The organism is bacterium, from assembly GCA_024228115.1.
Classification (GTDB): Bacteria; Myxococcota_A; UBA9160; order UBA9160; family UBA6930.
Genome location: JAAETT010000688.1, coordinates 1 through 13,084 on the forward strand (window position 1 = coordinate 1; position 13,084 = coordinate 13,084).

The window sequence follows — 13,084 nt, forward strand, 5'->3', positions numbered from 1 at the left end:
CCTGCGTGGGGACGCTCGAACCGGAAGTCGCCAGGGCTATCAGCGCGCGGGCGTCGACCGGATGACGATCTCCCCGCCGACCGGCGATCTGGCGGAGCTGCGGCCGATTCTCGAGCGATTTCGCCGCGAGGTGATCGAGCCGCTGTCTACCTGAGCGAGAACCGGGCGGTTGCCTACGTCCCCGCGCAAGGCCGGAAGCGCGGAACCGCGAGATCCGGACTCATGTCTTCCCAGGCCAACTCCACCGGCATGCCGATCTCTACCGCGTCGGGATCCACATCAACCAGATTCGAGATGATCCGCACGCCGCCTGCGTCTTCGAGCGCGATCACCGCGATCAGGAACGGGAGGTCCTGTCCCGCGGCCATCGGGCGATGTACTGCGGTGTATGTGTAGACCTCGCCGCGGCCCGGTACCTCTTGCCAGTCGGACTCGGTGGAGCGACAGGCGGGGCAGACAGGGGCCGGCGGAAGGCGCGTGTGGCCGCATGGCGTGCAGCGTTGCACCACGAGCCGATGTTCTGCGGCGGCCTCCCAGAAGGGGAGGGTCGTGCTGTCGGCCAGCGGCTGGGGCATCCCGTCGGGAAAGAAACGTTCGCTCATCTTCTCCCCAATACGATCGCACTCGATGGCACGCAGGCGCCGCTGGTGACGAGGCAGGTCTCTGCGCCCTCGACCGGGCTGGTCGATTCGCCGCGCAGTGCCCGCACGCCCTCGACGACGTGGTTGAGCCCGTGGATGTAGGCCTCCGACAAGCTGCCACCGTGGGTGTTCGTGGGCAGGCTGCCGCCGTGCCACGAAAGTGCACCGCTCTCGATGAAGGGTCCACCTTCCCCTCGCTTGCAGAAGCCGTAGTCCTCGAGCTGCATGAGGACGCAACCGGTGAAGTGGTCGTAGATCTGCGCCACGTCCATGTCGCTGGGGCCGACGCCGGCCTTGCCCCAGAGGCGATTTGCCAGCTCTTCCGTGCCGCCGGTGGCGTAGATCTCGTCGGCCACGTTGGCGTTCGAGAAGGGACCGAAGCCGTAACCTTGCGGCGCGCCTTGCTCGCTCGCGAGGATCTCGACTGGCCGCTTCGCGAGATCCCGGGCGCGTTCTTCGGTTGTGACCACCACCGCGCAGGCGCCGTCGCTCTCGAGGCAGCAATCGAAGAGCCGGTGCGGGTCGGCGATCATGGGTGACGCCTGGTGATCGGCGAGGGTGAGCGGCCGTCCGCCCATCACGGCTCGCGGGTTGCGGCTGGCGTGCTCCCGGAACGTCACGGCCAGCATTCCGAGCTGCTCGCTCGTCGTGCCGTAGAGATGCATGTGTCGCCGCGTCGGAAGTGCGTAGGCGGCCGCGGCCATCAGCAGGCCATAGGGCATCACGAAGCCCACCGAAGCGAGCATCAGCGAGTTGGCAGCCTGAACGGTCGGCGGTGCCGGATCGGGCGCAGCCGATGCATCCACGCCTCCGCTTCCGAAGCGGAAGAACTGCCCCTGGCAGAGCGAGCGGTACACCACGACGACTTCGGCCTGGCCCGTCTCCACCGCCATCGCGGCATTGCCGACGGCGGCACAGCCTCCGCCCCCTCCCGGCAGCCACACCATGTTGGCGAAGCGCAACGCGGGAAGCCCGAGTTCGGCCGCCAGGAAGGTCGCTTCGTTGCGATCCTCCGCAAAGGAAGCGAGTCCATCGACGTCGTCCATGTCGAGCCCCGCATCCTCGACGGCCCGCAGGATGGCCTGACATGCGAGAGCGTGTTCGGTGACGTCGCCGATCTTGCCCCAGCGCGCGTAGGGTGTCTCTCCGACACCGACGATATGCGCCTTGCGCTGGCTCATGTCTGGTTCTCCATGACTTGGCGGCCCTCCACGAGGTGGGTCATGCGATTGGCAGCGAGAGCACGACGGTACCCGTCGCATGGTCGCCCAGGTCGTTGGCTGCGCGAACGGAAACCTCGACCACGTGCTCGTCGCCTTCCTCCGCGACGTTCGTCACCTGGCCCGTGAAGTGCAGCGCCTGCCCCGGCACGGCGGGCCCGCCCAGACGGATGCGAATGCTGCGCACCATCGTCTCGGGCCCCGCCCAATCGGTGATGTAGCGCGCCACGTAGCCGTTGGTGGTGAGGATGTTCATGAACAGGTCCGGCGCACCCTGGGCCCGCGCGAACTCGGGATCGTGGTGTGCAGGCATGAAGTCGCGGGAGGCGATGGCGCCGGCGACGATCACGGTCGAGGTGACGGGAAGTGCGAAGGCGGGCAGCTCGTCGCCCACCGAGATTCCGAGGCTCGAGGAACCGACGCTCATGACGCGCCTCCCAACTTACTGGGGTCGATGGTGCTGGGGTCGAATTTGAGGATGCGGAAGAGCTGGTGCCCGACGATCTCGTCGCTCGCGTCCAGATACGTGGTCACCCAAGTGACGAAATAGCCCTTCCCGAGGCCCGTGGTCTTGCGATTCGAGATGGATTCGATCACGAGCTTGATGTGCAGCCGATCGCCGGGCCGCAGGTATCGGATGAACTCGAGCTCGGAGTTCGTGGCCAGGGTGCCCACGTAGCCGGCTTCGTCCAGGACCGGCAGCGGATTGTCGAAATTGATCTCGCCCGGAGCGCCGCCCCGCTCGGCAATGCCCTCGATCTTCGGGCGGGGCATGGTCCAGGCCTGGAGCATGGCGGGGGGCGCAACGATTCCCCCGAAACGGCTCTTCGCGGCAGCGGCCTCGTCGAGATACACGGGATTACGATCGTCCAGCGCATCGACCCAATGCCGGATCATCGGCAGGTTCACGGCATCGGGGGCCTCGGCCGGCGGGCCCATCGGCTGGCCTACGTACCTTTCGAGTCGCTCTCGGAGTTCATCCACTTCTTCGTTGGCCATCGTGTTCCCTGGGTTTTGATTCGTGCTGGATTCAGTGGGTTGCGAGGCCGAGTCCGCGAAGCGCGAAGCTCGCGAAGGAGGCGGCCGATTCCTCGACCGGCGGAGGGGCTTCGAGCCGACCGCGGGCCGCCATCGCTCCGACGATCAGCGTCCCCAGGCTGTTGCGATCCGCCGGATCGATCGGGCCCGCGAGCTCTCCCCGGCTGAATCCATCGGCGAGGATCCGGTCGATCTCGTCGTTGAAGTTCTTCAGCACCATCGCAAACTCGGTGCCCCCGGGCCCCTCCTCTGTCGTGGCTTCGTACAACGGGATCGGGAAGGCGATCGCCAGGAAGAACTCGCGGTTCTGATCGACCCGCGACAGGCAGACCTCGAAGAAGGCGGCGAGCTGCCGTTCGAGCCCCGAGGCCCGATCGATGCGTCGGGCGAGCACCTCGGCGAGCGCCTCGCGGCGTGCCGCAAAGCAGCCCTTCAGGATCTCGTCCTTCGAGGGGAAGTATTCGTAGACAGTGCTTCGGCTGAGGCCGGCACGTTTTGCGATTTGATCGACCGACGATCGCTCGAATCCGTTCTCGCTGATGACTTCGCGGGCGCCCTTCAGGATCTGGTCGCGGCGGTAGGTCTGGAGCAGCTCGACGGGCGCCTTGGACACGTTGCGGGCTCTCCCTTCACTGGATGTCGTGGTGTCACCGGGCCCCGAGCGACTTCACCCGCTGAATCAAGTAGTTGCCCACCGTTTCGGACAGGCGTACGATACATCAGACAGCTGTCCGATTCAATCGATCTGATCGTCTTCGCTCGGCTCGGTGAACGGGTCGAGGCGCCAGGGCGGCTTCGACGATTTCGTGATCTACCAGAAGGGCGGGAGCATCGGCGGCATGACGTGCGTGGCCTGAAGGACATCCGGGTGGTCGAACACTCGACCGGAATCGCTGGCCCCTACTGCAGCAAGCTCTTCGTGGATGCCGGTGCGGACGTGATCAAGCTGGAGCCCGCCGGCGGTGATCCGCTGCGCGGCTGGACGGCCTCGGATGCCGATCTCGGGGGTGAGGACGGCGGGCTCTTCCGTTTCCTCAATGCCTCGAAGCGGAGCGTCGTCGGTACGATTGACGATGTTCCCTCGGATTCGCTCGAAGCCCTGCTAATCGGCGCGGATCTCTTGATCGAAGACCTCGCACCCGGGGCCTACGACCGCGGCGCCCTCTGCGCGCGCCATCCGGGCCTCGTGGTCCTTTCGATCACGCCCTTCGGATTGAGTGGCCCGATGTCGAATCGGCCCGCCACCGATTTCACGCTTCAGGCCGAGGGCGGGTCGATCGGCGCCCGGGCCCGCCCGAACGCAGAGCCCTACCAGGCGGGTGGCGACGTGTCGGCGTGGACGGGGGGCTGCTTCGCGGCCGTTGTCGCCCTGTCGGCCGTGCGACGATTGCGCGAGACCGGCCACGGCGAGCACATCGACTTCTCATTGCACGCAGCGACCGCCCTGGTGACGAATTGTTACCTCGATCTGATGTGGGGCATCCTCGGCCGTCCACCCGCCGTCGGCTCGCTCCCCAACTTCGAGACGCCGTCCATCGAGCCCACACGAGACGGGTTCGTCGGATTCACGACCTACTCGGCCCAGCAGATTTCCGACTTCCTGCTGATGATCGACCGACCCGATCTACGCGAAACCGGCGAGTTCGACCAGTTCATCCAGCGGTTGTCCCGGCTCGACGAGTGGGAGGAGATCGTCCACGCCTATACGCGCGAGCACGATAGCGACGAGATCATCGAGATCGCCCAGATGCTGCGCATTCCCGTTGCCCCCATCTGCAATGGACGGACGGTCCTCGACCAGGCGCAGCTACGTGCGCGGGGCGTCTACAGTGAAGACCCGGCCGGGGGCTTCCTCCGCCCTCGTCCTCCGTACCGCATCGACGGTGTCGAGCCCGCGTCGCCGCGCAGGTCGCCCGGCCTCGGCGAGCACGAGGGACGCATCGAGCATCGCGAACGCCGGTCGGAGCCTGGACCGCGCGGGAAGCGGCTTCCGCTCGAAGGGCTGCGCGTCATCGACACGACAGCCTGGTGGGCGGGTCCGATCGCCACCCAGATGCTCGCCATGCTCGGCGCCGATGTCATCCACATCGAATCCGTCCAACGGATCGACGGCAGCCGTTCCGTCGGCGGCACGTTCGCGGCGCAGCACGACGATTGGTGGGAGTGCAGCTTCATCTTCCTGTCCGCCAACTCGAACAAGCGCGGGCTGACCCTCGATCTCTCCCAGCCGAAGGGCATGGAAGTCTTCGAGTCGCTGATCAGCGGCGCGGACGTGCTCGTCGAGAACTTCAGCCCGCGCGTGATGGACGGATTCGGGGTCACCTGGGAGAAGGTGCAGGCGTGGAACCCGCGCTGTCACTACCTGCGCATGCCAGCCTTCGGGCTCGACGGCCCGTGGCGTGAATTCGTCGGCTTCGCAGCCACGATGGAGCAGATGGCCGGTCTTTCCTGGATGACCGGGCACGTCGATGATCAGCCGCGCATCCAACGTGGCCCCTGCGATCCGATTGCCGGCATGCACGCGGCCTTTGCGCTGCTGGTTGCGCTGGCGGAGCGCGACCATGACGGCCGCGGCCATTTCGTCGAGTGCTCGATGCTCGAGGCTGCAGTGAACATCACGGCCGAGCAGGTGATCGAGTACACGGCCCACGGGCATCTCATGCAGCGCCAGGGGAACCGGAGCCCGACGGCTGCGCCTCAGGGCCTGTATGCCTGCAAGGGCCACGAAGTAGCGATGAGCCCCCAGTGGCTCGCTGTGTCGATCGCCACGAAAGCCCAGTGGGAAGCGCTCGTCGATTGGCTTGGCCATCCCGACTGGGCTGAGGGCATCGGTTCTGGGCTGTCCGATCGCCGCCGCCACGAGGACACCATCGATGCAGAACTTCGCCGCTTCTTCGCGGCGCGCGAACGCGACGCCTGCATCGACGCGCTCGTCGGCGCCGGAATCCCCGCAGCCCGGGTCGTGGATCCCCGCACGTTGGCGGAGCATCCCCAGCTCCTGGCGCACGGGTTCTTCGAAGAAGTCACGCACCCGATGGTCGGCCGCCAGGCCACGATGGGCGCACCCTTCCGATTCGCGAGCGTCGACCATTGGCTCGATCGGGCTGCGCCCATGCTGGGGCAGCACAACGACGAAATCCTGCGTGAGGTCGGCTACGACGACGACGAGATCGAGGCCCTCGTCGTAGCGAAGGTGATCGGAGACCGGCCCGAAGGGGTCTGACGGTTGGCGGGCTACTCGCTGGCGAGTTCGTCGAGTCGCTCCATCGTGTCGGCGTACTCGACGGCGAATTCTTCCATCACCGTGCGCACGGATTTCACGTGGTTCATGGTTCCGACGATCTGGCCGACGAAATAGTTGGCCAGTTGCTCGGCACCCGGGTTGTTGTGCGCGGTGCGGTTGATGCGTGCCTGGGCTTCTTGGACCAGCCGCGGTTGCAGCGGCATGGGCAGGGGCGCCGGATTCGCCGGGTCCTCCCAGGCATCGGTCCAGGCACTGCGCAGCTGCCGTGCGGGCTTTCCGGTGAGCGACCGGCTCCGAACCGTATCGCTCGAACCGGCCTTCAGGAACTTCTTCTTCACCACCGGATGGGTCTCGGCCTCTTCGGTCGTGAGCCAGACGGACCCGCACCAGACGCCCTGGGCGCCAAGCGCGAGGGATGCGGTGATCTGGCGACCATTTCCGATCCCACCCGCCGCGAGCACCGGAACCGGGCTGACGGCATCGACGACTTCCGGCACGAGCACCATCGTGGAGACCGTGCCCGTGTGGCCACCGGCTTCGTAGCCCTGAGCCACCACGATATCGACGCCCGCTTCGACGTGGCGCCTTGCGTGCTCGACCGTGCCCGCGAGCGCGGCGACCTTCACGCCTTTCTCGCGCCCCTTCTCGATCATCCAGGCTGGCGGCGGCCCGAGCGCGGAAGCGATCAGGCTGATGTTGTGTTCGAAGACCATTTCGATCACTTCGCGCTGGCCTTCGAAGCCGACCTGAAGCCCCCCAGCAAGCTGGTGATCGCTCGGGAGGGTGGGAACCTCGTGCTGGGTGAGCAGGTCGTCGAGGAATTTTCGGTGCTCTTCGGGAATTCGCTCGTCGAGCTGGCTCGCATCGAAACCGCCGCGATCCGAGCCCACGAATTTCGCGGGGAGCAGGAGATCGACGCCGTAGGGCTTGTCTCCGATCTCGTTCTCGATCCACTCGAGCTCGACCTTCAGGCCCTTCACGGAATGTCCCGCCACACCGAGCACGCCCAGGCCACCGGCCTTCGAAACGGCGGCCGCGACGTCGCGACAATGGGTGAACGCGAAGATCGGGAACTCGAGACCGAGTTCCTCTGCGAGCTTGGTGTGCATGCTGCCTCTCTTGGATGGGCTAGGCGGCCGGGGCGAAGCCCTGGAGTTTTGCGGCCTGATCACGCAGGTGCTCGGGGCCTCCGAGCAGATGACGCGCGTTGGCGATGCGCTTGAACCAGAAGTGGAGATTCTGCTCGTCCGTCCAGCCGATGCCGCCATGCACCTGGGTCGAGACGCTCGCGATCTCTCGCCCGATCTCCGAAAGGTGTGCGAGCACGTGGCAGGCAAGCAGCGGCGTTTCATCGGGCATCGCGTCGAAGCTATGGGCGGAATACCAGAGCAGCGAACGCGCGGGCTCGAGCTCGGCGATCATCTCCGAGCACATATGCTTCACGGCCTGGAACGAACCGATCAAGCGGCCGAATTGCTTGCGCTCCTTCGCGTAGGCTACGGATTGCTCGATCATCGCCTCGCAGGCGCCGAGCACATCGGCAGCGAGCGCAATGCGGCCGGCTTCGAGCATTCGGCGGATCGCTTCGCCCGCGTCCTCGAAGACCGCTTCGGGCTGCACGCCGCCGAACACCACTTCGCTGGTGCAGCGGGTCGCGTCAACCGTCGCGAGGCGGGTGATCTCGGGTCCGGCGGCGTCTGTCTTCACGACGGCAAAGGTCTCGGAGTCGATCGCCACGAGGAGGAGGTCCGCATTGCAGGCGTCGATCGCCATCATGGCGCTACCGTGGAGCGCACCGTCGCGTTGCTGGACGCCGGCGTCTTCGCGTACCGAGAACAGTTCCGTCACCGCCACGCCCATCACGAGGTCTCCACTCCCGATTCCCTCGAGCCATGCGTCCGCAGCGGATCCGCCTGCCGCGGCAAGGGCCGTTGGTGCCATGATTCCGGAGGCAAGGAATGGAGAGGGCGTCGCGCCATGTCCGAGCGCCTGGGCCGCGAGGGCTGCATCGAGCAGGCTCAGGCCGCTGCCACTCTGGCCTTCCGGGACGAGGACGCCCGCGAAACCCAGCTCGGCCAATGCGCTCCAGATCGAGCGATCGTTGGGGCAGTCCGCTTCACGCAGCTCGCGGACGCGTTCGATCGGCACGTTTTCCGCGAGGAAGCCGCGAAGGCTCTGCTCGATGAGCAGATGTTCTTCCGAGAGTCCGAAATCCATATCGTTTCCTAGGCCTTCGCCGGCTTCGGCTCACGGGGGAGCCCGAGTCCGTGCTCGGCAATGATGTTCTTCTGGATCTGCGCCGTGCCGCCACCGATGATCAAGCCCAGCGAGAACATCGAGAGGGCTTGCCAATAGCCCCGCTCGCGCTCGTACTTCGAGTGGTCGTAGAGCGCGCCGAGTTCGCCCATCACGTCGAGCGCGAGCGCCGCCATATCGAAGCTTAGCTGGCAGTTCTGCAGCTTGACGATCAATCCGGCCACACCGGCCGGTTCGCCCTTCAAGCTGCAGGTGAGCATTCGCATTCCGTGGTGCTTCATCGTGAGCGCGCGAGCCTGGAGCTTCATCAAGCGGTCGCGATAGAGCGGGCTCGCCATCGCCGGAACACCGCCGATGGTCTCCTTCTGCATCAGGTTCGCAAGGCGGACGAGGGTGCCTTCGGCGTTGGAGTTCAGCGAGCTGCGTTCGTGTTTGAGGGTGGTATTGGCGATCTTCCAGCCTTCACCACGCTTGCCGACCACATTCGCTCTGGGTACCCGGACATCCGTCAGGAAGACCTGATTGAACGAATTCTCCCCGATGCTCCCGGACATCGTTTCGAGGCGCTGAATTTCGATGCCGGGCGAATCCATCGGCATCAGGATGTAGCTGATCCCTGCGTGCTTCTTCGCATCGGGCTCGGTCCGCACGAGGATGAAACACATCTGGGCCATGTCCGCGGTGCTGGTCCAGATCTTCTGACCGTTGAGGATGAAATCGTCGCCGTCTTCGACTGCGGAGGTCTGCAGGCTCGCAAGGTCGCTCCCGGAGCCGGGCTCCGAGTAACCCTGGCACCAGATGATCTCGCCGCGCATCGTCGGCCCGATCCATTTCTTGCGTTGCTCTTCGCTGCCGTGGGTGAGCAATGTGGGGACGAGCATGGACGGGCCCTGCGCGTTCAAACCGCGGGCCACGCCTACCCGGTTGAACTCCTCGTCCATGATCACGGTCTTGAGGAGATCGGGTGAGTCCCCGTAGCCGCCGTACTCTTTCGGAACGGTCCGAGCCCAGTAGCCGTGCTCGATCAGCAGGCTGAGCCAGCCCACGCGGCTCGGCTTTTCCTCTTCGGACATGCCGAAGGTCTTCGGAGGCTTGTTCTTGGAGAGGAACTCACGCACTTCGCTTCGGAAGTCGTCGTAGCTCGCATCGAATTCGAGATCCATGAAGTCTGTTTCCTCGTTCGCGGTCGGCTAGTGCTGGGGGCCGCGGGTTCCCGGTGCGGGCGGCTCCACAGGCCCTCCTGCGAAGCATTGGGCGATCGCCATCCATTGCGTCGCTACCGGCCCGGTGGTCTCGATCGACGTGTCCTGGACGTTGCGGCCCTGGGTCACGACGTGACAGAAATCGACGGCGCTCCCTCGCACCGAATCGTCGCTCGGCTCGTTCCACTCCCAGATTTCGCCCGAGGGTGCCACCAATCGCACGTAGGGAGGAGGACCGGGCACCTCTTCCTTTCGGTTCACGAAGGTCCAGCCGAACGTCTTGACGCCGATGGTCGCGATGTTCTTGATCCGATCCGTGTTCTCTCGCGTGGCGCCGACGAGATCGTAGATCTCCTGGCCGTGCGCCCAGGTCTCCATGTAGCGAGCCGTCGTGAACATGGGCACGCCCATGTCCGGGCCGAACCAGGGCAGCCGTCGCTTGGGGTCCGAGTCGCCAAGAGCCTTGGCGAGAGCATGCGCCGTGGTATGCCATGCCGAGAGCAGTTCTGCGACGTCGAGCTTTCCGAAACGTTTCCGAGCGATTTCCTTGTTCGTACTGCCTGCGATGACGCCGTCGATGATGATCTTTCGCTCGGGTGCGAAGGCTTCCTCTCCCGAGAGGGATGCCATCGATACTACGTCGAAGTAGTGGAGGTGGGCGACGACGTCCCACGGTGTCCACTCCATGAACGCGGTCTCGCGTTCCCATTGCTCGGGCTTCAGGGTCTGTAGGAAGCTGTGGAGTTCGTCCACTTCGTCCCTGAAATCCGTGACTACTTGCAGCAATGCTGGCTCCTCTCGCTGGCCCGTCCGCCGCCGCCCATCCCGTTTATTTCGTAGGATCGCCGGCCCAAGGGGGCGTCTCGCGTTTCAAGAAGGCCTTCATGCCGGCGGCGGCTTCTTCGCCCCTGAAGAGCTCCGCGGACAAGCCCGACATGCGTGCGAACGCGTCCTTCGGTTCCATCGTCGGCACTTCGTAGACGAGCTGCTTGGCGACGCCCAGAGCGTTCGGACCTCCGAGACGCAGATCGCCGAGAACTTCGTCCACGGCGGCGTCGAGATCGGTTTCGGGCACCGCGCGGCTGATCAGACCGTACTCCGCCGCCTTCGAGGCCGGGAAGCGGTTGCCGCGAAGGAATGCCTCCAGGGCATCCCCACGTCTCATCTTGGGCAGGCAGACGACGGAGATGATCGCCGGTGCCACACCGAGGCGGACTTCCGTGAAACCGAATTTCACATCGTCCTGGGCGATGGCGATATCGAAGGCTGCGGCCAGACCATTCCCTCCGCCGACGACGTGGCCGCGGATCTTGCCGATCACCGGCGTGGGGGATTGCTGGATCTGGGCAATCAATTCCTCGAAGCCAACCTTCGCCGGGATCTGTTGCGCGGCGCCTGATTGCTGCTTCAGGTTGGCGCCAGCGCAGAACGTCGAGCCCTCGTTGGTGACCACGATCGCCCGGATCTCCGCGTCATCGTTCGCCTGGAGGAGCGCGTCGTGTAGCCCGTTGACCACCACGGCGCCGAGCGCGTTCCGGTTCTCCACATCGGCGAGGGTCACCGTAAGGATTCCGCTGGTGGCTTCGATGCGCACCTCGCCCATGGGTTCTCCTCAGGATGGAAGGCGAGCGTGGGGCTCGCGAAGGCCATTCCGGGCTTCTTTCGAGGCCGTTGAAGCAATGGGAAACATGAACCGTCCGTTATTACCTCACTCGCTACCCGGCCGTCAACGGCTCGGGGCGCGTCCGCGCCGCTCGCATCTCCGTCGTTGCGCCGCCCTCCGAGTTGACCCAGGATCCGGTCCGAGTCCGACACACCGAAGGAGAACCCGATGGGAATCGATGTCATTGTTCCTGTTTCCGCCCGCAAGACCTACGAGAATTGGCACTTCGCGCCGGCGGTTCGCCACGACGACCTGATCTTCTGCTCGGGTGTCGTGGGCCAGGGAGATTCCGCGGAGGAGGAGTTCCGCAATGCCTGGACTGCACTCGGGGTCGTTCTGAGCGAGGCTGGCGTCGGCTACGAAGACATCGTGGACAGCACCCTCTACATCGTCGATCTGGCAGAGAACGCTGCTGCAATGGCCAAGGTCAAGGATGAGTTCATCAAGGAACCCTATCCCGCGTCGACCTGGATCGGGATCACCTCGCTGGTCATTCCGGGCGCACGCGCGGAGATCAAGGTCACCGCGCGTCAGAAGAGCTGACGCGCGGGCCGGGCCGCTGCTGGAACGCGACGGTTCACGTCGGGTCCGGCACCTCGTAGTCATTCCGCTCTGCAGGGTCCTTCGACAGGTATTGCACGAACTCCCAATCGTTCCCTTCGGAGTCGGTGAAGTAGACGCGCTTTCGGTGGGGGTGATCGTTCGGAACGGTCGTGTCCTTGTAGCCGGCTGCGGCGAGGCGAAGCCGCAGGGCTTCGACGTCATCCACTTCGTACCCGAGGTGGTTCAGGCCGGGCTTTCCGGCGTAGGAGCGCCAGGGCTCCGCCGGTTCGACGGGTGCTTCGTTGACCGCGATGTAGGTCTCGTCGGTTCCGAGGTGCACCCAGCGCCAGCCTTGCCATGTCTTGCCCTCACTTCGGACGGCGTAGTCTGGGAACGCGAGTTGGAGGAAGCGAATCGTGGCATCGACATCGCGTACGGCGACGTTTGCATGCTCGAGGCGGGTACTCATGACGGATCTCCTTGGTGTGTTCTTCGAGCTTCGTCCCTCGTGGTTGGTGAGACAACCGAATGGACGGTTTAACATCAGGATGCTACTTCTTCGTCCATATGGACGATCTGCGAACCAACCTCGCATCGAATATCCGGCGTCTACGCGAAGCGCGCGGCCTTTCCCAGCAGAAGATGTCGCAGCTCTCGGGGGTTCCCCGGCCGACCTGGGCGAGCCTGGAATCCGGTTCGGCGAATCCGACCTTGAGTGTGCTCAGCCGCGCCGCCGCCGCACTTCAAGTTTCGATCGAAGAACTGATCGGCGCTCCGCGCACGGCGGCGCGTCTCGTGAAATCGGCCGAAGTCCGGGAGCGGCGAAAGCAGGGCGCCAGGTTGCGGCCACTGCTTCCGGAGGCGATTCCCGGTCTCGACATCTCCCGGATGGAACTGGAGCCCGGTGGCCAGATGGCTGGGGTGCCCCATACGGCGGGCACCCGTGAGTACCTGACCTGTGAGCGCGGAAAGATCGAGCTCGTTGCATCCGGTGAGCATTGGACGCTTGCTCGAGGTGATTCCCTGGTGTTTCGCGGCGACCAGCGGCATGCCTACCGCAACCTGGATTCGCGGCGGCCCGCGGTGGCGGTGACCGTGGTCTGCTTTGCCCCGGTGAGTGGCTGAAGAAGGCGCCCCGCCTAGCCTGAACTATGCACGAAAGTTGGCTGAGAACCTGGCTTTCCACGGTTTCGGCGTGCCGCGCGGCGATTGACGCTGACGGATTTCGTTTTGGGTGGTCGATGCCCATTCCGTGGCGAGAATTTGGGGCGTGCCTC

General features: G+C 65.1%; 15 protein-coding genes. 4 read left to right on the forward strand and 11 right to left on the reverse strand.

Going from position 1 to position 13,084, the window contains the following annotated elements; genetic code table 11:
- Positions 1-154 (forward strand): hypothetical protein (locus tag GY937_28510; protein MCP5060658.1); only part of this gene is annotated, 154 nt, incomplete at its 5' end.
- A 19-nt stretch (positions 155-173) separates the two neighbouring features.
- On the opposite strand, the gene GY937_28515 is transcribed toward GY937_28510, so the two are convergent.
- From GY937_28515 to GY937_28535, 5 genes are read right to left on the reverse strand one after another with little or no spacing between them, the layout of a single operon-like run.
- Positions 174-602 carry a Zn-ribbon domain-containing OB-fold protein gene (locus GY937_28515; protein MCP5060659.1) on the reverse strand — a complete coding sequence of 143 codons (429 nt, stop codon included), beginning with the start codon at positions 600-602 and terminating at the stop codon, positions 174-176.
- The gene (locus GY937_28520; GenBank protein MCP5060660.1) at positions 599-1,822 is read right to left on the reverse strand and encodes a hypothetical protein; all 1,224 of its coding nucleotides are present in this window, start codon (positions 1,820-1,822) and stop codon (positions 599-601) included. Before GY937_28520 ends, GY937_28515 begins: the two co-directional genes overlap by 4 nt.
- Positions 1,823-1,862: 40 nt before the next feature.
- Complete coding sequence (locus GY937_28525; GenBank protein ID MCP5060661.1) at positions 1,863-2,288, reverse strand: MaoC family dehydratase; 426 nt, start codon at positions 2,286-2,288, stop codon at positions 1,863-1,865.
- Entirely contained in the window at positions 2,285-2,860 is a 576-nt protein-coding gene (locus GY937_28530; GenBank protein MCP5060662.1) for a MaoC family dehydratase, read from the reverse strand. The genes GY937_28525 and GY937_28530 overlap by 4 nt, the downstream gene beginning before the upstream one ends.
- A 31-nt stretch (positions 2,861-2,891) precedes the next feature.
- Positions 2,892-3,512, reverse strand: coding sequence for a TetR/AcrR family transcriptional regulator (locus tag GY937_28535; GenBank protein MCP5060663.1), 621 nt, complete (start codon positions 3,510-3,512; stop codon positions 2,892-2,894).
- A 231-nt stretch (positions 3,513-3,743) separates the two neighbouring features.
- Here GY937_28535 and GY937_28540 point away from each other — a divergent pair, with 231 nt between their 5' ends.
- Complete coding sequence (locus GY937_28540; GenBank protein ID MCP5060664.1) at positions 3,744-6,122, forward strand: CoA transferase; 2,379 nt, start codon at positions 3,744-3,746, stop codon at positions 6,120-6,122.
- Between the two features lie 11 nt (positions 6,123-6,133).
- Here GY937_28540 and GY937_28545 read toward each other — a convergent pair whose 3' ends face one another.
- The 5 genes from GY937_28545 to GY937_28565 are packed head-to-tail and all read right to left on the reverse strand — an operon-like array spanning position 6,134 to position 11,204.
- Positions 6,134-7,252, reverse strand: a complete 1,119-nt coding sequence (locus GY937_28545) for a nitronate monooxygenase (GenBank protein ID MCP5060665.1) — start codon at positions 7,250-7,252, stop codon at positions 6,134-6,136.
- A 19-nt stretch (positions 7,253-7,271) separates the two neighbouring features.
- Positions 7,272-8,360 (reverse strand): acyl-CoA/acyl-ACP dehydrogenase, encoded by a 1,089-nt coding sequence (locus GY937_28550; GenBank protein MCP5060666.1) that lies wholly within the window; start codon positions 8,358-8,360, stop codon positions 7,272-7,274.
- Positions 8,361-8,368: 8 nt separating this feature from the next.
- Positions 8,369-9,562: an acyl-CoA dehydrogenase gene (locus GY937_28555; protein MCP5060667.1), complete on the reverse strand. Its 1,194-nt coding sequence runs from the start codon at positions 9,560-9,562 to the stop codon at positions 8,369-8,371.
- A 27-nt stretch (positions 9,563-9,589) separates the two neighbouring features.
- Positions 9,590-10,387 (reverse strand): TIGR03084 family protein, encoded by a 798-nt coding sequence (locus GY937_28560; GenBank protein ID MCP5060668.1) that lies wholly within the window; start codon positions 10,385-10,387, stop codon positions 9,590-9,592.
- A 43-nt stretch (positions 10,388-10,430) separates the two neighbouring features.
- A complete protein-coding gene (locus GY937_28565) occupies positions 10,431-11,204 on the reverse strand; it encodes an enoyl-CoA hydratase (protein ID MCP5060669.1) in 774 nt (257 codons plus the stop codon).
- A gap of 228 nt (positions 11,205-11,432) precedes the next feature.
- Between GY937_28565 and GY937_28570 the strand changes: the two genes are divergently transcribed.
- Positions 11,433-11,807 carry a hypothetical protein gene (locus GY937_28570; protein MCP5060670.1) on the forward strand — a complete coding sequence of 125 codons (375 nt, stop codon included), beginning with the start codon at positions 11,433-11,435 and terminating at the stop codon, positions 11,805-11,807.
- Between the two features lie 34 nt (positions 11,808-11,841).
- Here GY937_28570 and GY937_28575 read toward each other — a convergent pair whose 3' ends face one another.
- Positions 11,842-12,276 (reverse strand): VOC family protein, encoded by a 435-nt coding sequence (locus GY937_28575; GenBank protein ID MCP5060671.1) that lies wholly within the window; start codon positions 12,274-12,276, stop codon positions 11,842-11,844.
- Positions 12,277-12,335: 59 nt separating this feature from the next.
- Between GY937_28575 and GY937_28580 the strand changes: the two genes are divergently transcribed.
- Positions 12,336-12,932 carry a helix-turn-helix domain-containing protein gene (locus GY937_28580; GenBank protein MCP5060672.1) on the forward strand — a complete coding sequence of 199 codons (597 nt, stop codon included), beginning with the start codon at positions 12,336-12,338 and terminating at the stop codon, positions 12,930-12,932.
- Positions 12,933-13,084 lie beyond the last annotated feature (152 nt).